Genomic DNA, 20222 nt, shown 5'->3' with positions numbered 1-20222 from the left:
GAGTGCTATCTCGCGTTAAGCCTGACGCCCGGCCAGCAGCTTCGCGGCGAAATCCTGCAGATCATCACCGATCAGATCCGGCTGGCTTCCGGCCGGATTGAGCACTTTGCCCGGACGCGCGATGAACGCGGTCCGGCAACCTGCTGCCGCCGCGCCGGTGATGTCCCAGGCATGAGCCGCGACCATCATCATTTCTCCCAGCGCTATACCGTGGCGCTCGGCAGTCATTCGATACGGCTCCGCTGCCGGTTTGTAGCGCTGTGTTTCTTCGACCGACAGAACAGCGTCAAAGCTCTTGCCCAGCCCCGCCGTCTCCAGCTGCTGCCGTAGCGCCTGCAGGCTGCCGTTGCTTAGGGCGGTCAGGTGAAATCCCGCGTCGCGCAGCTGTTCCAGCGAGGGGCGCACATCCGGGTGGGCCGGCAGCCGCTTGATGCCCTCTACCAGCTCCTGACAATGCGCTTCGCTCACCTCGACCCCGTGCCGGCGTCCGACCACGACCAATGCGGCCTGAGCCAGATCAGCGAAAGGCTGAAAGCGGCCAATGATGGTCGCGGTCATCCAGCCCTCCTGCAAGGTCAGGAACCATTCGACACGGCTACTAGCATCACCGAAAAGGCGCTCAAAGAGCGGATCAAGCGCGGCAACGTCCAGCAACGTCTCGTTTACATCGAACACAAGGTGGCGAAGCATGCTCTCCTCCTACACGGATCGGTGGAGGGCCAAAAGACCCTCATGGGATGGCAATGGCGCGGATCGCTGCTTATCGCGCAGGGATCACGGCGTGGTGCAGCGATACCAGCCGCGGTAGCCAACCCGTAGCCCCTGCTCCAGCTCGAATACCATATCGGCTTCCGTGAGTTTGGCTGGCATAGGGTCGCCCGCTATCTCAGCGGGTTTGATACTGACCGACATGCCATCAGTGCTCAGCGCGAAACCACCGGCCTCGGCACGCTGCGCCGCGAGCTTCACCAACCGGCCATGAACCTTCATCACGCCTTGGCCAGCTTTGTCACCCGTCAACCCAAGAGCGACAACAGGCGCGCTTTCGGCGGTGTAGGCAAAAATGCAGCGCGGCCCTGCGCCCAGCACCTTGTCGATTTCGGCTACGTCGAGCGTCTGCGGATCAATCGTCGGAATGTCAGGCGTGCCCACCGCTTCGCGCGCACTGACAACCTCTGGTGTCGGTCCGCTCATCAGCGGCTTTTTAACACCTTCCCCAGGCGCAGGGTCGCCACAGGCGGTCAGCAACAGTGCGGCAAGCGGCGTGAGCAATTTCCAGGCGAGCGAACGAGAGCCGCTCCGGTGCATATGAAGTTGCATCAGTCGACCCTCTCGAGTTCGTTGATCAAGTATTTCATTTCGGATATTTCGCGACGCTGCGCCGCAATGATTTCATCAGCCAGTTTGCGCACGCGCGGATCGGTAATCTGTGCGCGCTCGCTGGTCATGATTGCAATCGAATGGTGGGGAATCATCGCCTTCATATAGTCCGTATCGCCTACCGTGGACTGGCTTCTAATTACCCAGAGCGTCAAGGCGAATACAACAATGCTGCCAATATATATGGCGATATTGACGCCCTTCTTCTGATACATATTGAGCATAAAGCTCAGCATGATCACCGCCATAACGGCGCCCATCAGAAGCGCCATCCATGCCCGGGTTTCGCTCCAGAAAATATGCTCGAAGGCATAAGTGTTCAGGTACATCAGGCCGAACATCACGACGGTAGAAGTTGCGATCATGGCGGCAAAGCGCCAATAGGACATTTGCATTATCTCGTTTCCTTTTATTAGTGCTTATGCGTGCCGGTTTGCTGACCCAGTGCGGCGTACTCGCTGCTGGTCATACCGGGTAGCCGCTTTACGAAAGCGGCAATATCCCAGAGCTCGGCATCCTCATGCGTTTCGCCGAAAGCCGGCATGGCCGACATACGAACGCCATGCTTGACCAGCCAGAACACCTCGTTTAGCTGCCAATGTGCAGCCTCCTCAACCAGGTGCGGCGGTTGCGGCAGCATGCCCGTGGCCCACTCGGCTCGTTTGACACCGGGGCCTGCATGGCAGTGTTCGCACATTGCCTTGTAGTGTTCTGCGCCGGCCTCGACCTGCTCTTCGGAAAATTCTTGAGGCGCTTCCAACTCATCGGCCCTGGCCGCCACTGAGTTACTCATGGTGGTGGAGAACAACCACCGAACGAAGGGTGAATGATCCTGGGAAGCGGCGATGTTGTATGAGCCGGTATAGGCCACGAACAACATGAGTAACAAGGCAAGTAAAGCAGCTAACACCACGCCTGCCGCTATGCCTTTGGTAAAGGAGCCTCTGGAGTTTTCCATGTACTCATTACCTCCATTGAGTGAGTGGCTTTGCTTATGGCGTAGACATAACTGCGCGGAGGTTAGTTGCTGGCAATTCCGCTAACTGACAAAAACGTAATGTAGATCATTAAAACGAAGCGGTTCTTCATCTCTGAGTTGAATGTCAGAGACATAATTGGTGCGCATTCACTGGTTGTTTCCATCCCTACAGTGCATCGCGCCTCCAATCATTTAGGAGAGACATATGCTCTGCCGAGAGCTGGATCCTCCCGAGTGCGGCTTGAACTACAGATAGGCCTCGATCTTCAAAAAGCGCGCCAGCCAGGCATTGAAGCGACGCCATGGATTGGCCGGTTCACGTTTGAGCCTGAGCGCGCGGCCTTGGTCATCCTCATAGTTCCAGACAAGCCCGGCGCTCTGACTACAATCGCCGAGTTCGACTTCGTAGCTCACGGTTCCGGATTGCCCCTCAGCCACCAGCTGGCGTACAGCACTGGCCAACGTCGGGCTGTCGATCAGAACGCCCACCTCGGAATTCCACAGTACCGAGCGTGGGTCCAGGTTCAGAGGGCCGATGAATACCTGACGACCATCGAACACGGCCGCTTTGCTATGCAGACTCACCGGCGTGTCGGCGAGCCTGTAGCGCGAGTGCGTTGCCGGTTTTTTCCGCATCTCGAACAGCCTTACGCCGGCGCGCAACAGAGCCGCGCGATAGGGCTGGTAGCCACCGTGTACCAGTGGCACGTCCGTCGCCTCCAGCGAATTGGTCAGAATCCGAACCGACACACCCCTACCTGCACAATTACTTAGATACTCCAGCCCCGCTCGGGTGGGCACAAAGTAAGCGGACACCATCACCAGTTCCCGTCGAACGGCCTGCGCCACGGGCAGCAACGGTGCAGTCATCATCTCGTCCTCGTCGGGCACCGTGGCCGTCGCAAGCTTGCCGGGCGGATCCCACAGCGCTGTGCCCTTCGCCCAGACCAATTGATCCAGCCATGTGCCGAGCTGTGGCGCTTGACGGTAAGCGGTCAGCTGCGCGCATTGGCCCGGCTCCTGATTACAGGCATCGTCTATTTCCTGCGCCAGGGGCCGAGGTTGCTGCCTTCGTCCGAACCGCCTGATGGATTTACGCAGGCATTGATCGATGGGTACGGCCAGTGAATGTTGCCAGTACTCCTCGAAACTGCCGGACAGATCGCTGGCCACGGCGCCGATACACAGCAGGTCGATGTCGACGAAATTGCGATCAGCGTCGACATCGTAATATTCATCGCCGAGGTTTCGCCCGCCCATGACGACCAGATTGCGATCAGCCAGCAGCAGCTTGTTATGCATCCGCCGATGTTGATGAGGGAGCTCAAGCAGGCGACCCAAAGGTCGCGTAATGGCTCGTTTGCGGCCCTTTTTCGGCGGGTTAAACACCTTCATCTCGATGTTGGGATGGGCGGCGCTGAGCAGAATGCGGTGATCGCGCGCATCGCTGGCGAAGTCATCGAGCAACAGCCGGATATGCACGCCGCGGCTGGCCGCCTGTAGCAGCTCGCCAAGCAACAGGCGTGTGCTGATGCCGTCGTGGGTAATGTAGTACTGCAGGTCGAGCGACTCGGTGGCCTGCGTTATGGCTTCGGCCCGCGCATTGAACGCATCCTCGCCGGACAGCAGCAGACGAAATCCCGAATGGCCGGGCGTGGAGGCCTGGATCAGAGCGTCGACACGCGCCTTCAAGCTCGATATGGGCGTATCGCCGCCCACCGACGTTCGGTGCGCCGAGCCGGACCGGAGGTAGGGTGCTCGTCCGAAGCCGTCCGGACAGTTCATGCGGCCGGCTCGGCCATCAGTAAAAGTCAAATCAGCCCTCGCATTGGACGTCGTTTAGCGCGGTATTGGCGCGTCGGCATGCAGTAACCCCTGATCCTTGGCCGCCGCCCAGAAGGCAGCCGGTACAGGCGCATCAACTATCGATGCAACGTTTTCTCGGACCTGCTCGGGGCTGCTCGCCCCGGCTACTACAGCTGCCACAACGTCCGGTGCATTGCAGAACTGCAACGCCGCGGTGCGCAGATCGACGCCGTGATCACGCGCCAGCGTCCGATAGCGCTCGCGTTTGTCGGCAATATCGGCCGGCGCACCTCGGTCGTAATTGAAATACTCGCCACCGGCCAAGTAGCCAGAGTTGAGCGGCGCGCCGAGCACCAGCGAGACGTTGCGTTTCGCACAAGCAGGAAAGGCGCGCGTGAGCGCATCCTCATGTTTCAGCAGCGAATACTGAGTGGCCAGCAAGCTGATATCCGGATCAGAGGCGTCCAGCGCGTCGAGCAGTGGCTCGAGCGTATTGACGCCCAGCCCCCAGCCCTTGATCAGCCCCTCCTCCCGCATCTTCACCAGTTCAGGCATGGCGCCCTTGCGCGCCACTTCGAAATGCTCGCGCCATTGTTCACCCATGTGGTCGGGTGACAGGTCGTGAATGAACACCATGTCCAGGCGCGGCACGCCCAGGCGCTGCAGGCTGTCTTCGATGGAGCGACGGGTAGCGGACGCTGAGAAATCCCATTCGGGACGGAAGTTGTCCACCCCCTGCCAACCGGGATGGTCATAGCCCGGATCGGGTTCGAGCAGCCGCCCGGTCTTCGATGACAGTACGTAGCCGTCGCGATCGCGCGGGTAAAGTAACTGGCCGACCCGGCGCTCACTCAGACCCAGCCCGTACCAGGGCGAGGTGTCGTAATAACGGATGCCCTGCTCCCAGGCAGCCTTGAGAATGGCGCGCGCCTGTTCCTCGCTGATCTGGCGCCGCATGTCGCCCAGCGCGATGGCGCCCCCGAGGCCAAAGCGTTGTGGCGGTCGATAGCGAGGGTGATCGCCCTCGTTGCGTGGCAGTGAATCGGGCGAACGGCTCGCTACCTGATCCTCTGTGGTCTGCGCCAGCAGCGGCGGTGCAGTCAGCGCCAGTGCACTGCCGGCAGCCAATGTAGAAAGAAAGACGCGACGCTGCATGTTGCCTCCTAACCGTGTGCGGCCTGCGTGCAGACCTTTAGATGTTGCCCGCCGTGTACGCCGGGACCTCAGGCACCCCACTTCGCCGCGTGATGTGACCCCTATCGTCACGTGGCTACGAGGATCTGGCCGCTGCGCATATCCATGTCGACCAGTAGCCTCATAGTGACTGTCGGCCCCGGGCGGCGGCATTCCAGCGCACAGCCGCGCGGTCACGCCCTCGCCTGCCGCCAACGGCTGCCCGCGCTGCCCGCGCTGCCCGCTCAAGGATGCGGCACATCGTCCTTGCTGGCCGGTTCCTGCGCGACTTTGTTCTGCATGCGCGCCCGGTCATCAGCGTTGGTGTCCAGGCTGTGCTGTTCGCTCGCGTGGCGGCGGTCGTATTGCAGTTCGATGAACATTGGAAAGTGATCCGACCCGATATCCGTCAGGCGCTTGATGCGCACGACGCGAAAGTGAGCACTGTGGAAGAAGTGATCCAGCGGCCAGCGCAGCAAACGGTGCTGCGCATGAAAAGTGTTGAACATGCCGCGACCGATGCGCGGATCGAGCAGGCCGCTGATCTTGCGGAACAGCCGAGTAGTCGGCGACCAGGCTACGTCGTTCAGATCGCCAGTGATGATCACCGGTTCATCGGTCTGCTTGACGCTGCGCCCGACGATCAGCAGTTCGACGTCACGTTCGGTGGACTCGTCGTTCTCGGTCGGGCTCGGCGGTGCCGGATGCAGGAAATGCATTCGCACGCCCAGCTCGTCATTGACCCGCAGCCGGGCGTGCATCGAGGGGATATTGTCCTGCACCAGGTAACTCAGCCGCTGATTCTCCAAGGGCAACCGCGAGAACGCGTGCATGCCGTAGAGGTTGTCCAACGGACAGCGGATGGAAAAGGGGTAATCGTCGCTGAGGACCTGCAGCTGGTCCTCCCACCATTGGTCGCTCTCAAGGGTGACCAATACATCCGGACGATACTGTCTCACCAGAGCGATCAGGCGGTCGGCATGGCGGTTCGGGGTGAGCACATTGGAGGACAGGATACGAATCCGCGGCCCGTCGTCGTTCGGGTCGGCCCAATCGGCCTCACAGTGCACCAACGGCGTGTATGGGCGTATCCACCACCACTGATAGGCCAGGCACCCCAGTGTCGCGGGTGGCAGTAGCAGATTCCAATGGTTCGAAAAATCCAGCAGTACGAGCTGAATCAGCAGCAGCACCAGCAACAACGCACCGATCTGCAACTTGGGGAAATCCCAGCCGCGTATCCACCAGCTCGGGTTGCTCCAGTATTGAATGAGAGTGACCGCCACGAATACCACCGTCACCCCAACCAGGATGCCTTGGGTCATGGCTTGCCCTCCACTGTTTGAGTCCAGTCCATAGCTAGTTCGGATCGGCCTTCGCGCTGATTGTTCCTCTGCAGAGTAACGGCTGCCTGCCGGGCGGTCTGGAACCCGCCCGAACCGGGTCGCTCTACTGCCCAGTGCCTGACGATCTTTCCGCCCGTCATGCCGGCGCCGCCGCGACGGATGGCGAAATGTCGACAGCCCATGCGACTCAGCCGAGGAGACCCGACCATGCCTGCGCTATCTGCAAAACCTGACTGCTGCTGGACTGCCAGCGCACCCCACTGCGAATTTCCGCCAGCGACTGGCCACAGCGAATGCGACGTCATCGTGGTCGGCGCCGGCATCGTCGGACTGAGCGCAGCCATGACCCTCTGCGAGGCAGGCAAGAAGGTCGTGGTGCTCGAAGCGCGCGAAGTCGGCCGGCAGGTCACTGGTCGCTCGACCGCAAAGGTCACCACACAGCACGCGCTCATCTACCGACACCTGATCGACACCGTTGGCCAGGACCTGGCGCAGTGCTACGCCGACGTCAACCGCGAAGCGGTGAACCGCATTCGTCAGTGGGTAGAGAGCCTGCAGATCGATTGTGACTACCAGCGTCAATCCGCCTTCGCCTATGCCTGTTCGGCCGACGCCCGCGAAGCCATCGAGCGCGAGGCCGAGGCGGCACACTGTCTGGGGTTTGCAGCGCGTGTACTCGACCGTGCCCCCCTGCCCTTCGAGACCACCGGTGCGCTGGAATTTCCCGATCAGGCACAGTTCAATCCGACCCGCTACCTGGTCGGTCTCGCGGCGGCAGTACAGGCTCGCGGTGGGCAGATCCACCAGCAGACCCGCGCCCTGAGCTTCGAACGCAACGAGCGCTGGCAGGTAGGTTTCGACGGCGGCACGATCCAGGCCGACCAGGTAATCATCGCCACGCACCTGCCGGTGGAGACGCCAATCGATATGGCCAGCCCCACTCAACCGCGCTGTCACGTGGCAATCGCCTTCCGGCCAGAGGATGGCGCCAGCCTCGACGGCATGTTCATTGCCGTTGAAGAGCCGACTCATTCGATTCGCATGGGCCGCGACGAACACGGCCCGCTGCTGCTCGTGCTCGGACCGCGCTTCAACACCGGACAGGACGGCGACGTGGCGAAGCGCTTTGTCGATCTAGAGCAATGGGCGCGCAGCAACCTGCCAGTCGGTGAAGCGGTGTGGCGCTGGTGCAACGAGGATTACGACACGGCCGACCGCATGGCCTACGTTGGCGAAGCGGACCCCGAGCAGGCGCCCGGGCTGTTCATCGCGACCGGATTCAACGCTTGGGGCATCAGCAACGGCACCGCCGCCGGGCTCGGCATCGCCCGCCAGATAGTGACCGGACGCAGGCCATGGAAGACGCTGTTCGATCCCCAGCGTCCGTCGCCGGACGACTACAACCAGAGCGGTGAGAGCCAGTCGCAGGTCGATGATCTGGAGGCCATCGGCCCGGGCGAAGGCGGCGTGATCACCCGCGGCGATGAACAGATTGCGGTATGGCGCGACGATGCCGGCGCGCTGCATGGCGTCTCCGCGGCCTGCACGCACATGGGCTGCAGCGTGACCTGGAACAACGCCGACCGCACCTGGGACTGCCCGTGCCACGGCTCGATCTTCCAGGCCGACGGCGAAGTCATCCATGGTCCGGCCACGCAGCCCCTGGCCAGCAAGCCGCTCTGACGCATCGGGGGCATTTGTAAGCCGAAGCACGCTCGGAAGCGGCTTCGGCTGGCTGACATTGCTCTCGTTGGTGAACACAGCTCGTTTGCAGAGGCGATGCATAGCCTTGAGGCGCTGCTGGACGGCTGGGTAACTATTGGCTGGTAAGCCATAGATAACCTTCTGACATACATCGCCCGTGCATTTTTACCTGATCTGAGGGCATCCTTTCGCACATAGGTTCGTGCCACCCGGAGACGCTGTTCGGTGTCCGGATCGCGAGAGTCTGTTCGCCGAAGCGACCTGAGCAAGCCGATCCGCTGTCCGCATACAGAAAAAACTGTAACGCTGGGCCGCGGCGCGGCTCCAATGGACACCACTTCAAGAGTAGCGATCGCCATGCATGCCACGCTTCCTCTTCTCAACGCCCTTGCGTTTCCCCCGATCAGTCGTGGGTCGCTGGAGGCCTTGCAGGTCAACCTGACCTACCGCTGCAATCAGCGCTGTTTGCATTGCCATGTGAACGCCGGGCCGACGCGCACGGAGGCGATGACCGATGAAAGCCTGTGCCTGCTGCATGAGGTAATCGACGCGCACCCGGTGCATACGCTCGACCTAACCGGTGGCGCGCCGGAGATGCACCCTCGTTTTCGCGAGATAGTCATCCATGCGCGGCGAGAGGGGTTGCGGGTGATCGACCGTTGCAACCTGACCATCCTGAGCGAACCGGGATACGAAGATCTGGCGGAGTTCCTTGCCGACCAGGGCGTTGAGATCACCGCCTCCCTGCCCTGCTACTCGCGTGAAAACGTCGACAAGCAACGCGGCGACGGCGTGTTCGAAGCCAGCATCGCCGGGCTACGAAAACTCAACCGTCTCGGCTACGGAGCCGAGGGCAGTGATCGCATCCTCAATCTGGTCTACAACCCCCAAGGCCCAAGCCTGCCACCCCCGCAGAACCAGCTCGAGGCCGACTACAAGAGCCACCTGGGGCAAGACTTCGGCATTCGTTTCAATTACCTGCTGACGATTACCAACCAGCCCATCGCCCGCTTCGGCAGTACCCTGATCAGCAAGGGCCAATTCGGCGATTACATGCAGCTGCTGCGCGACAGCTACCGGCCGGCGAATATCGGCGCGTTGATGTGCCGCAGCCTGATCAGCGTGGACTGGCAGGGCTATCTGTATGACTGCGATTTCAACCAGATGCTCGACCTGCCAATGGCCATGCCTGAGCTGATTGGTCGCGACCGACCACACTTGCGCAACCTGCTGCAGACGACGAGCCTCAACGGCAACGCCATCGTCACGCGTGACCATTGCTACGCCTGCACCGCCGGGCAAGGCTCGAGCTGCGGTGGCAGCCTGAGCGATTAGAGGTAAGGCGCAATAGCAAGCGGCTGGACTAGCCGACCAGGCCTCAATGAACGGAGACGCAAGGATGAGCAGCCGCAAAGTGGCCTTGATAGCCTTGGTTCTGGCCCTGCTGGCAGGCTTCTTCGTATTCGACATCAGCCAGTACTTCAGTCTCGACACCATCAAGACGCAGCAAGCAGCGCTTGATGCGCAGGTGCAGGCTCACCCTTGGGTCGCTGGCAGCGTGTTCTTCATCGTCTATGTGTTGGTTACCGCGCTATCCCTGCCTGGCGCAGCGCTGATGACGCTGGTGGGTGGCGCGCTGTTCGGCCTGCTGGGCGGCACCTTGCTGGCTTCCTTTGCGTCGACACTGGGGGCGACTCTGGCGATGCTGCTCAGCCGCTACCTGCTTCGCGACTGGGTACAAACACGCTTCCAACAGCGACTCGCGAAAATCGACCAGGGGATCGAGCGCGAAGGCGCCAGCTACCTGTTTGCCTTACGTCTGGTGCCTGTCTTTCCCTTCTTCCTGATCAATCTGGCGATGGGCCTTACGCGACTGCCCGTCCGGACATTCTGGTGGGTCAGTCAGCTGGGGATGCTCCCCGGCACCCTGGTTTACGTAAATGCCGGACGCGAGCTTGGTCAGCTGGAATCACTTGGCGGAATTCTCTCGCCGGGCCTGATCAGCGCCTTCGTCCTGTTGGGGCTGTTGCCCGTCCTGTCGCGCAAGGCGCTGGCCTGGTTCAAAGCGCGCAAGGTGTACGCCGGTTGGGATAAGCCTCGTCATTTCGACCGCAATCTGGTGGTCATCGGCGCGGGGTCCGGGGGCCTGGTCAGCGCCTATATCGCCGCAGCCGTAAAAGCCAAGGTCACCCTGATCGAAAAACACAAGATGGGTGGCGATTGCCTGAATACCGGCTGCGTGCCTTCGAAGGCGCTGATCCGTTCGGCGAGACTGGCCAGCGATCTGAAGAAAGCCGAACAGCTGGGCTTCAAGCCAATCGACGTCGAAGTGGACTTTGCCGCGGTCATGGCGCGTATTCAGCGCGTGATTGCCACGGTCGAGCCGCACGATTCAGTCGAGCGGTACACCGGGCTCGGTGTCGAGGTGATCGAGGGCGAGGCGCGGATCACTTCGCCGTGGACGGTTGAGGTCAACGGCCAGCGAATCACCACCCGCGCCATCGTCATCGCCACCGGCGCGGGGCCAACGGTGCCGAGCATCCCGGGTATCGAGCAGGTTGCGCCGCTCACCTCGGATACGGTGTGGGCGCTGCGCAAGCAGCCGAAACGGCTGCTGGTGCTCGGCGGCGGGCCAATCGGTTGCGAGTTGGCCCAGGCCTTTCAGCGTCTCGGCAGCCAGGTCACGCTGGTGCAGCGCAACGAGCGCCTATTACCCCGTGAGGACGCCGATGCCAGCGCCGCAGTACTGGCGGGCTTGCGTGCTGACGGCGTGGATGTGCGTCTGGGGCACAACGCTGAACGCTTCACGGACGGACAGCGGCAGCTCGTCTGTCGCAGTCTTGATAGCGACGGCGAAGTGGTTATCGAGTTTGACCAAGTACTGCTGGCGCTGGGCCGCACCGCCAATATCAGGGGTTTTGGTGTCGAGGAGTTGCGTTTGGAAGTGCGGAAAAACGGCACCCTCGCCACCGATGATTACCTGGCTACTCGCTTCCCCAACATCTACGCCGTCGGCGACGTGACCGGGCCTTTTCAGTTCACCCATGTTTCCTCTCACCAAGCTTGGTACGGCGCGGTGAACGGGCTCTTCGGCGGGTTCAAACGCTTCAAAGTAGATTACCGGGTGATTCCGTGGGCGACCTTTACTGACCCGGAAGTGGCACATGTCGGGCTCAACGAACAGGAAGCGCAGGCCCAGGGTGTTGCCTATGAGGTCACCCGTTTCGGCATGGAGGAGCTTGACCGCGCCATTGCCGACGAGGCAGCGCATGGTTATATCAAGGTGCTGACGGTGCCAGGCAAGGACCAGATTCTCGGCGCCACCATCGTCGGCGAGCATGCGGGTGACCTGATCACCGAATACGTCTCGGCGATGAAGCACAGTCTGGGGCTGAACAAGATTCTCGGCACCATCCACATCTACCCGACCCTGGCCGAAGCCAACAAATCTGTTGCAGGCGAATGGAAACGTGCCCACGCCCCAGCCAGAGTGCTGCGCTGGGTGGCGCGGTTTCATCGCTGGCGACGTGGCGGCAGCGCAGATTCACAATAACCATGGCAAAGCGCAGTTCAAGTCCGCTTAAACAAAAACGGCACCGTCACTTTGTTGTTCGTGTAGGTAAGCAGCGGATGAAACTCAACGGCTAGCCGCTGGACCTTGCATCGAATGCCCGACAGTACAGATCCAAAGACACCTTCAACGCCTCGCTGCAACGATCGGCATGGCGGCCTCTCCAAATCGTATATAACCGCAGCGCCGAGATGTGCCGCGTCCGACGTCCCCAAAGAGCCACTTGATGACTACAAAGCAAACCCTTCCAACCGACGCAGCGCTGGTCCTCATTTGCAAGCGACCTGCCCTAGGCCACGGCAAACAGCGCCTGGCCGCGCAGATCGGCGTCGAGCGAGCCTTGAATATCGCCGAGCATCTGCTGGATTGCGCGCTGGAAGACCTGCGCGGCTGGTCCGGGCCGGTCGTCATTGCCCCCGATCAGAGGGATGCGTGTGACTGGGCCACACAGCTGATGCCGCAGGCTCTGTGTCTGGCGCAGACTGCCGGCAATCTGGGCGAACGAATCAACAACCTGGACCACAGCTTGCGCGGCCGCGGCCACCGGCAGCTTCTGTACATCGGAAGCGATGCCCCGGCGCTCACACCGGATGACTATCAGCGGGTACACGCTGCGTTGGAGACACGCGATACGGTGCTCGTGGCTGCGCGAGACGGAGGGGTGGTGCTGATGGCGTCGAACCTTCCGTGGCCGGATCTGGCTGACCTGCCTTGGAGCACGCCTGAGCTGGGTCACGCACTGACGGAGACATGCCGTCGAGCGGGTCATTCGGTCTCGCTCAGCGGCGAGTTGTTTGATATCGATGAAAAGGCAGACCTACCCCTTGCAGCCCAGGCGCTCGCTGACGACCCCCGAGCAGCGAGGCGGAGACTGCTAAAGACGCTGAACAATCTTGAGAGACGACAAGCGTGAGCTCAGCGGGGATCAGCGTGATCATTCCGTGCCTGCACGACGAAGACCGCCTTGAGCGGCTGCTTCTTCAATTGCGCCTGACAGAGTCAGAAACAGAAATACCGCTGCAAATCGTCGTAGTGGATGCGGCTGTCAGCGAGCGATGCCAAGCGCTGTGCCGGAGCAACGATGCGCTGTGGTCATCGGCAACGCCGTCGAGAGGCGAGCAGTTACGCCAGGGAGCCGCGCTCTCTGTGTATGAGACCCTCTGGTTTCTGCATGCCGACGCCGATCTGGGGCGTCAGGCACTGATGGCCGTAAGCGAGGCCATAGAGGAAGGTGCTACGGGAGGCTACTTCACCTTGCGCTTCAGCGACACCAACTGTTGGCAGGGCCGCTTGATCGAACGCCTGGTGGCGTGGCGAAACCGGGTCGGCGTGCCTTATGGTGATCAGGGCATCTTCGCCCGGCGCACGGCCTATTTCGCCGCTGGACAACATGCGCCCTGGCCGCTTTTCGAGGAAGTGCCCCTGGTCAAAGGATTGCGCCAGCAGGGAATTTTTCAGCGCCTCGAGCATGGCCTTGGGGTCAGCTCACGCCGCTGGCAACGTGACGGCTGGTGGCGCCGCGCCGGTCGAAACCGCCTGTTAGCCATTGCGTTCATGCTCAAGCTGTCGCCCTTCACGCTGGCGCGGCTGTATGCCAGAAAAACAGTCCCGAAACGGTAACTGCCACTGACACGCCAAAGGGATTAGGCGGTCGCCTGCTCCAACCACCCGAGTAGCTGAATGGCCTCCTGTTCAGAGTCTCCACAAACCTCACGATCGGCCTGAAACTGACTACAAACAGCAGGCCTGGACGATAGGCCGAATAGCCCGCAGAGGTTTCGCTCGGAAAGATGCAGGCAGCGCTCACCCGCCGGTTTGCCAGCAGGCATACCGGGAATCGGTGAACTGATTGAAGGGGCAATACAACAAGCACCGCAACCGGGACGGCAATTCATTTCAACGTCCGAAATGAAATAACGGGGGCGGCGATCATAATCGCCGCCCCGGCAAAAGGCACTAGCGTTGCGCAGCGTTCGTCAGATACTTGCGAGACCCTATCCAGGGCCAATAGGATTCGCCACCGCCCCGGAGTGTCCTATGCCTATCTGGATTCAGACCGCTGCACTGCTTTGCATTTCCAACCTGTTCATGACCTTCGCCTGGTACGGTCATCTGAAGACGCTCAACGGTAAACCCTGGCTGATAGCCGCGTTGATCAGCTGGGGCATCGCCCTGTTTGAATACCTGATCATGGTGCCGGCCAACCGCATCGGTTACACCGAGCTGTCCATCGGCCAGCTGAAGATCATGCAGGAAGTCATCACCCTCGCCATCTTCGTGCCGTTCAGCGTGCTGTACATGCAGCAACCCATGAAGCTCGACTACCTGTGGGCCGGGTTGTGTTTGCTGGGGGCGGTTTATTTCATCTTTCGCTCGTAGCAGCCGTTTCGACGGGTATTTCTGCACCGTGCCATGCCGTTATACGACCTGATGACGGCATTCAGCGGCTTCGGCATACTGGCCGCCCTTTCCCACCCCTTAGAGATTTTCTAAATGTTCAAGATCAACGAGTACTTCGACGGCACCGTCAAATCCATCGCCTTCGACATGGCAGCAGGCCCGGCCACCATCGGCGTCATGGCGCCTGGCGATTACGAGTTCGGCACCAGCCAGCTGGAAGTGATGCACGTGGTTGCCGGCAGCCTCGACGTGAAACTGCCGGGAAGCGAAAACTACGAAACTTTCGGCGCTGGCACCCAGTTCACCGTACCGGCCAACAGCAAGTTTCAGCTGAAAGTAGCCGAGGCGACTGCCTACTTGTGTGAGTACCGCTAAGCGGCAGATTTGAAACGCGGCAATCCGGGCTTTTGTTGCGGTGGATGGGTAAGGCGCCATCCACCCCACGTCCCCTGTAACCCGCAGGGTGCGCCGGGCGGCGCTCCGCTTCAGCCCACCCAGCCGCAGCACGGTGAACCGCTCCTCGTAGGATGGAATCGCCAGAGGCGCTTCCGTCGTTTACCGCGTACGGCGCCGTTTCTCACCACGGCACCACAACCGCATCAACCGGACCTCGGACTACTCCGTCGGCTAATCCACCCTACGTCACCTGTAGGGTGGGCTTCAGCCCACCAAAGCCGGAAACAGCCATCGATCCCGACCGCTTCAGCCCAGCGGCTTGTAGGCCTGAGTGACCTGCTTCGACTGATTCAAACGCGTCAGGTCCCCAGCCAATCGCTCTCGCTCCGCTCTACCAGCCTGTTGAAGCTCGTCATAGACGCGTGAAAGCTCGGCCAGTTGCTTGCGTAGCTCCAAGTCAGATGCGTCTCCATCACCTAGTGCGGCCACCAGGGCACGGCATTCTTCATCCAACAGCGCAACGGCTTCCCAATCGCTCGCTGCGAATGCATCACGCAACTTGTTCGCGAGTAGTGAGAATGCTTGCTTGGGTGACGACATGGGCATCCTCGTTTTTCAGCGCATGGTGAGTAAATCGGAAGCCAATCCGCAGGATGCTAGGAGAACAGATAACTTACGCTTTGGGCGCAATCTGGTCCCAGGCCACCTTGATCTCGCCCAGCAGCCTGCCAACTTCGTTCAACTTCTCAATATCGTTATGCCGGCTGGCCTCGAACAGGCGCATCGTCATGTATTCGTAGAGGCGATCCAGATTCTCGGCCAGCTCGCCGCCGATGCTCTTGTCCAGCGCATCGCGCAGTCCGCCGATAATGTTTATGGCCTTGCCGACCAGAACACCTTTCTCAGCGAACGCATCACGCTCCATGGCGCCCTTAGCCTGAGCGATGCGATCCAAACCGCCCTGCATCAACATCTGAATCAAGCGGTGCGGATCAGCTTCGTTGACTTGAACCTTCACACCCACTTGCTGGTACTGCTTCATTGCGGACATTGCGTACATGTGAATAAGCCCCTTGCTACATCGTTTGCATGTACAGCTTATCGGTCGCGGTTGCTCAAGCTTGATAGCAGCTGGATAAATCACAGTAATAAAAACCACCTCAGCGGCGGATTGAGATTTATGAAGCGTTTCACACAACTTGGCGAATCGGACCATTAGTCGCCGGAGCAGGCTTTGGGAATTCCGTGCGCCTGGCTGCGTTTCCGCGGTATGCGTACAGGGAACCAGAACAGTAAGCGTCACGCATGGACGAGCCCGCTATCGGACCAACGTTAGCCGTTTGAGATAGGTCGTGTGGCGCTCCGCTGGTGGGCTGAAGCCCACCCTAAAGGCGGAGGGAGGTCGTCAAACCGTAGGGTGGGGTTCACCCACCAAATTGGCCTACCAAAGCTATTTATCTTTTGGAATTGCTCGCCGCCCACGGCAGATTTTCCAGCGAAGCAATAAGGCTGCTTGACGTGTTGGCCAACTGCCCAACCAGCAAATCCATCGCATTGAACTGTTTGTAAAGCCGGTCCTGCAGTGACGTGATGCGCCGGGTGAGATCTTCTTTTTGCTTGTCGATACCGGAAATAGTCTCCGTCATCTGTTTATTGCGTTGCTCGAGAATTCCCCCGGTTTCGGTGTAGGGCTTGAGCTTTGCATCCAGCCGGGTCGCAAGGCCTGATTCGCCCGCAAATAACGCAGCCAACTCCTCAAAGCCGCTGTGCATCGCCGTATCGAGCTTATCGGTGTCAACTTTCAGGGTGCCGTCTTTCTGCGTGGTAACCCCTATATCTGTTAGCGCCCGGATGGCACCTGAACCTTGAACATTCACCAGCTCGTTTCGGATGGTGCCGAGCAGCGTGCGTGCGGTTGCGTCCCCGACCAGAGCGCCTGTCACCGGTGCCTTGCCGTCGCCAACAGACGTCACTTTAGTCTGCGCACTGATAACGCCAATAAGCTTGTTGTATGCGTCGACGAATGATTGAACTTGCTTCTTGACCCCCGCCTCATCCAGCGTGACGCCGACCGTAATCGGCTTTCCTGTATCCGTCAGGCCTTTCAGGTCGAGCGTTACACCCTCAATGGCGGTATCGATCTTGTTGGTAGCGCTGCTGATATTGAGGCCATCGATAGTGAGTTCGGCGTTGGCAGCCTTGGTAACGACCCCGGCCGAACCGTCAGCGCCAGGAGCACCCGTCCCACCCGCAAAGGCAAGTTTGGAGAGATCTCCAGTCGAACCGCTGCCTACCGCAACGGTGATGTCCTCACTCACACCGGTTTTCGAACTGCTCAGCACTAATCGCGAGCCCGACGTATCGGTGACGATGGTTGCAGTCAACCCCTTCTCAGCGCCGGCCTTGTTGATCGCATCGCGGATACCAGCCAGCGTGTTATTGCTTTCATCCACGGTGATCGCTGGCAACGGCTCATCGCCCACACTGACCGTCAAGGTACCAGTGCCGAGCGTGACAGGAGCCGCGGGATCATCTTTGATTGCTTGGAGCGCCACCTTACTGCCAGCAGCAAGCTGAGTAACATTGAGTTGATAACTGCCAGCACCAGCAGTCACGCCAGCGGTTACTGAGAGTAGATCAGCATTAGATGAACTCGCTGCGCGGGCCTGGAACAGCTCCGGCTTGTTCAGCCCACCAAGCGCCGTCTGAAAATCGCTAATAGCACTTTTCAATGCGCCGACAGCTGTAATTTGAGTGGTGGTCTTCTTTTCGAGGTTGGCGAGTTGCGACTCTTTTGGCGCGCGCTCGGCAGCGACCATGCTCTTTACGATGCTGTCGATGTCGATGCCTGAACCAATACCTGTTACGCCAGCCATAGCCTTACCTCGTCAAGAAATTGTTAGCCGCAAAGCCCGATACAAAAAGCGTACCGTCACGCTTTGGCTTCAAATAACAAACTACGCATTTCATCCAATCGCTCGGTAAGGCGAAGAATTTCCTCTGACGGTATCTGCCGGACGATTTTGCCTGATTCGCCATCGATCACACGAACAACCACGTCGCCCGTAGAATCGTCCACGCTGAAGCTCAGATCTCGCTGTATATTTTGCATCTGGGACCGGAACTTTTCGACAAGATCAGCAGTGCTTTGCTGGGCTTCCGCTTCTGCCGGAGATGTCACTGCCTGAATCGTATCGGACGCAGAAAACCCAGCCTCTTTGCGGAGGCTGGGTGGCGATCCAGCTGTCATCTGTGTTTGCGGTGCGGTTCCGCCAGATATTTTTCCGACGTCCATTGATTCACCTCTCATGAATCAATGAGGGTAGAGCGCAGCCCTACCCTCATCATTAACGCATTCTGCTTATTACTGCAGCAGACTCAGAACAGCCTGCGGCAGCTGCTTGGCCTGGGCAAGGATCGCGGTACCAGCCTGTTGCAGGATCTGGTTTTTGCTCAGGTTGGCGGTTTCAGCAGCGAAGTCTGTATCCTGAATACGGCCACGTGCGGCAGAAGAGTTCTCAGAAATGTTCTGCAAGTTCGAGATGGTATTATCAAAACGATTCTGAACAGCACCAAGGGCAGCACGTTGCGAGTCTATCTGAGCGATAGCGCCATCTATGATTTGAATCGCTTCTTGAGAATCTGCAGCGGTAGCGACCGTAACATCGCTTACAAACTTCTGCCCCGCCGCTGCACTGACTGTGGGCGTAGTAACGGTTGGTGTCGCACCAAACACAGCAGTCATAGTCGCTGTATTCCCACCGATAGTGATAGCCGCATCTGATTGGGTAGATGTTCCCAAGACTTCGCTTGTTAGCACAAGCGCTCCAGATTCGACCGTCGCCTTCAATCCGCCTATTGCTTTATCGTTTATGCGTGCAGCTAATGTAGTAGCCGTGTCTCCGGCGATAGCAGATATCGTAACTGCTTCACCGTCACCCACTTTCAGAGTGAAGTCTCCAATGTTACCTGCGGCAAGCGGCGTAGTATCTAGGGCAACTGTAGACACCTGCTTTTGACTCACCGCAATTTTTTCTGCCACCGTTCCCGACAGACTCGCAGTGTTCATTTTCCCTACACTAACCGAAATCACTTCGTTAGCGTTCGCGCCAACTTGGAACTGCTGAGTTCCAAAAGTCCCGTCCAGCAATTTACGTCCACCGAACGTGGTTGTATCACTGATGCGGTCCAACTCGTCTTTTAGCTGCGATACTTCTTTTTGGATCGAAGACCGGTCGTCATCATTGTTGCTGCCATTTGCTGATTGCAATGCAAGGTCCCGCATACGCTGAAGGATATTTGTTGACTGTTGCAAAGCTCCTTCTGCTGTCTGTGCGAGCGAAATGCCATCGTTTGCGTTGCGAACCGCTACGCCCAGTCCATTTATCTGACTTGTGAGTCGGTTCGCAATCTGGAGACCAGCAGCATCATCTTTAGCACTATTGATACGACTGCCAGTAGAAAGGCGCTGCATAGAAGTGCTCAGTGCATTTGACGAGTTGCTGAGGTTGCGCTGAGTGTTGAGCGACGCAATGTTAGTGTTGACTGTAAGAGCCATGATGTGCCTCCAAGGGCGCTAGTTACTTGGGTTGCCTGAGCTTGCGACTCCGGGCCGGCTGTTTGCCCAGGCACCCATTGAGTTCGCATTCGATTAGCTTATCGGCGTCGTTTCGGTGAGCTTTAGGAGGCAGTCGAAAATAATTTGCAAGCCCCGAGAACAACCTGTACGACACCGGCGGATTTGCAAAGGAGCGAGCCCGCCTGCACAGGTTTTCGGACAAGTGGCGAGATTCTTTAATGAGTATTGCGCCAAGCTTGAAAAACGCCCCGATCCTAAGCGCTGCTGCTTCTATTGGGTATTGTGCAGGCGGTTGGGTGATCGTCTGTACGATCGCAACCAAGCACCTCCAGAATCCGAAGCTTTCGCAAACACAGTAATGAAGGAGTGTTTCGCCGAAGAGTGACCACTGGTCGCCAGCCGAACGAACCTTGCGTTTAACAGATACCAGCGCCGCAGGCTGTCGCCTATGAAAGTGCCGAACTCTTCGCCACCAGGCGAATTTTGGCGCGTGGACCACCACGCTTACTGAACAAGAGCAGAGCAACCAGCGACCTTTCTAGAGAGGACCAGGCACAGCGGAATGCATCCGCCCGCATCGCGGGATTGAGCCATTCGCTCGAAGCCGAAGGTGGTTCTGGCGCGGTATTAGCGCCGGGCTCTGGGCATGTAAGCGTCCGGCAACCCGCGCAGACCGCTGATGACTTTCTCGCGTTCTCTTAGCTGCCAAGTCGGGCCGCGATGGCTCGCCCGTTCTGAAAGTCAGTGGCAGCGGACTACAGAATCATTTACGGGGCAGAACGGTGCCGCGGACTTCGAATTTTTCAGTGCGCAAAGACAAACCCCCGATCCTCTTACGAAGATCGGGGGTTTGGTGTAGAAGCTTGACGATGACCTACTCTCACATGG

Annotated in this window: 20 protein-coding genes; 7 read left to right on the top strand and 13 right to left on the bottom strand. The window is 59.3% G+C overall.

Annotated features, from left to right (window positions below; genetic code table 11):
- Window positions 1-15 precede the first annotated feature (15 nt).
- The 7 genes from ACSSNI_RS05240 to ACSSNI_RS05210 form a co-directional block, all read right to left on the bottom strand.
- On the bottom strand, window positions 16-690 hold the full coding sequence (locus ACSSNI_RS05240; protein ID WP_200637074.1) for a haloacid dehalogenase type II: 675 nt from the start codon (window positions 688-690) through the stop codon (window positions 16-18).
- A gap of 84 nt (window positions 691-774) precedes the next feature.
- Entirely contained in the window at window positions 775-1320 is a 546-nt protein-coding gene (locus ACSSNI_RS05235) for a hypothetical protein (protein ID WP_200637076.1), read from the bottom strand.
- Window positions 1320-1775 (bottom strand): DUF305 domain-containing protein, encoded by a 456-nt coding sequence (locus tag ACSSNI_RS05230; protein ID WP_148924019.1) that lies wholly within the window; start codon window positions 1773-1775, stop codon window positions 1320-1322. The genes ACSSNI_RS05235 and ACSSNI_RS05230 overlap by 1 nt, the downstream gene beginning before the upstream one ends.
- A 17-nt stretch (window positions 1776-1792) precedes the next feature.
- Window positions 1793-2338, bottom strand: a complete 546-nt coding sequence (locus tag ACSSNI_RS05225) for a c-type cytochrome (protein ID WP_200637078.1) — start codon at window positions 2336-2338, stop codon at window positions 1793-1795.
- Window positions 2339-2605: 267 nt separating this feature from the next.
- Window positions 2606-4144, bottom strand: coding sequence for a phospholipase D-like domain-containing protein (locus tag ACSSNI_RS05220; protein WP_200637080.1), 1539 nt, complete (start codon window positions 4142-4144; stop codon window positions 2606-2608).
- Window positions 4145-4198: 54 nt separating this feature from the next.
- Window positions 4199-5320: an aldo/keto reductase gene (locus ACSSNI_RS05215; RefSeq protein ID WP_159968444.1), complete on the bottom strand. Its 1122-nt coding sequence runs from the start codon at window positions 5318-5320 to the stop codon at window positions 4199-4201.
- Between the two features lie 263 nt (window positions 5321-5583).
- Entirely contained in the window at window positions 5584-6663 is a 1080-nt protein-coding gene (locus tag ACSSNI_RS05210) for an endonuclease/exonuclease/phosphatase family protein (protein ID WP_200637082.1), read from the bottom strand.
- A 228-nt stretch (window positions 6664-6891) separates the two neighbouring features.
- On the opposite strand from ACSSNI_RS05210, the gene ACSSNI_RS05205 reads away from it, so the two are divergent.
- From ACSSNI_RS05205 to ACSSNI_RS05185, 5 genes are all read left to right on the top strand, one after another.
- Entirely contained in the window at window positions 6892-8367 is a 1476-nt protein-coding gene (locus tag ACSSNI_RS05205) for an FAD-dependent oxidoreductase (RefSeq protein WP_200637084.1), read from the top strand.
- A 348-nt stretch (window positions 8368-8715) separates the two neighbouring features.
- On the top strand, window positions 8716-9723 hold the full coding sequence (gene arsS, locus ACSSNI_RS05200) for an arsenosugar biosynthesis radical SAM (seleno)protein ArsS (RefSeq protein WP_234484341.1): 1008 nt from the start codon (window positions 8716-8718) through the stop codon (window positions 9721-9723).
- Between the two features lie 64 nt (window positions 9724-9787).
- Entirely contained in the window at window positions 9788-11941 is a 2154-nt protein-coding gene (locus ACSSNI_RS05195) for an FAD-dependent oxidoreductase (RefSeq protein WP_200637086.1), read from the top strand.
- A gap of 244 nt (window positions 11942-12185) precedes the next feature.
- Window positions 12186-12872 (top strand): TIGR04282 family arsenosugar biosynthesis glycosyltransferase, encoded by a 687-nt coding sequence (locus ACSSNI_RS05190; protein ID WP_200637088.1) that lies wholly within the window; start codon window positions 12186-12188, stop codon window positions 12870-12872.
- A 17-nt stretch (window positions 12873-12889) separates the two neighbouring features.
- Entirely contained in the window at window positions 12890-13579 is a 690-nt protein-coding gene (locus ACSSNI_RS05185) for a glycosyltransferase family protein (protein WP_342407090.1), read from the top strand.
- A 23-nt stretch (window positions 13580-13602) separates the two neighbouring features.
- Here the strand turns inward: ACSSNI_RS05185 and ACSSNI_RS05180 are convergent, their stop codons facing one another.
- Window positions 13603-13854 (bottom strand): YkgJ family cysteine cluster protein, encoded by a 252-nt coding sequence (locus ACSSNI_RS05180; RefSeq protein ID WP_102835479.1) that lies wholly within the window; start codon window positions 13852-13854, stop codon window positions 13603-13605.
- A 142-nt stretch (window positions 13855-13996) separates the two neighbouring features.
- Between ACSSNI_RS05180 and ACSSNI_RS05175 the strand changes: the two genes are divergently transcribed.
- Entirely contained in the window at window positions 13997-14338 is a 342-nt protein-coding gene (locus ACSSNI_RS05175; protein WP_200637092.1) for a DMT family protein, read from the top strand.
- Between the two features lie 114 nt (window positions 14339-14452).
- On the top strand, window positions 14453-14734 hold the full coding sequence (ppnP, locus tag ACSSNI_RS05170; RefSeq protein WP_200637093.1) for a pyrimidine/purine nucleoside phosphorylase: 282 nt from the start codon (window positions 14453-14455) through the stop codon (window positions 14732-14734).
- A gap of 327 nt (window positions 14735-15061) precedes the next feature.
- Here ppnP and ACSSNI_RS05165 read toward each other — a convergent pair whose 3' ends face one another.
- The 5 genes from ACSSNI_RS05165 to ACSSNI_RS05145 all read right to left on the bottom strand — a co-directional run bounded on the left by ACSSNI_RS05165 (window position 15062) and on the right by ACSSNI_RS05145 (window position 19313).
- Complete coding sequence (locus ACSSNI_RS05165) at window positions 15062-15355, bottom strand: flagellar protein FliT (protein ID WP_200637094.1); 294 nt, start codon at window positions 15353-15355, stop codon at window positions 15062-15064.
- Window positions 15356-15428: 73 nt separating this feature from the next.
- Window positions 15429-15815: a flagellar export chaperone FliS gene (gene fliS, locus ACSSNI_RS05160; RefSeq protein ID WP_200637095.1), complete on the bottom strand. Its 387-nt coding sequence runs from the start codon at window positions 15813-15815 to the stop codon at window positions 15429-15431.
- Window positions 15816-16209: 394 nt separating this feature from the next.
- Complete coding sequence (gene fliD / locus ACSSNI_RS05155) at window positions 16210-17631, bottom strand: flagellar filament capping protein FliD (RefSeq protein WP_200637096.1); 1422 nt, start codon at window positions 17629-17631, stop codon at window positions 16210-16212.
- 56 nt (window positions 17632-17687) lie between these two features.
- A complete protein-coding gene (locus tag ACSSNI_RS05150) occupies window positions 17688-18050 on the bottom strand; it encodes a flagellar protein FlaG (RefSeq protein WP_234484342.1) in 363 nt (120 codons plus the stop codon).
- A gap of 69 nt (window positions 18051-18119) precedes the next feature.
- Window positions 18120-19313, bottom strand: a complete 1194-nt coding sequence (locus ACSSNI_RS05145) for a flagellin (protein WP_200637097.1) — start codon at window positions 19311-19313, stop codon at window positions 18120-18122.
- Between the last annotated feature and the right edge of the window lie 909 nt (window positions 19314-20222).

It is taken from the genome of Stutzerimonas tianxiuensis (genome assembly GCF_053470365.1).
This window is presented reverse-complemented; position numbering and strand designations above follow the sequence as displayed.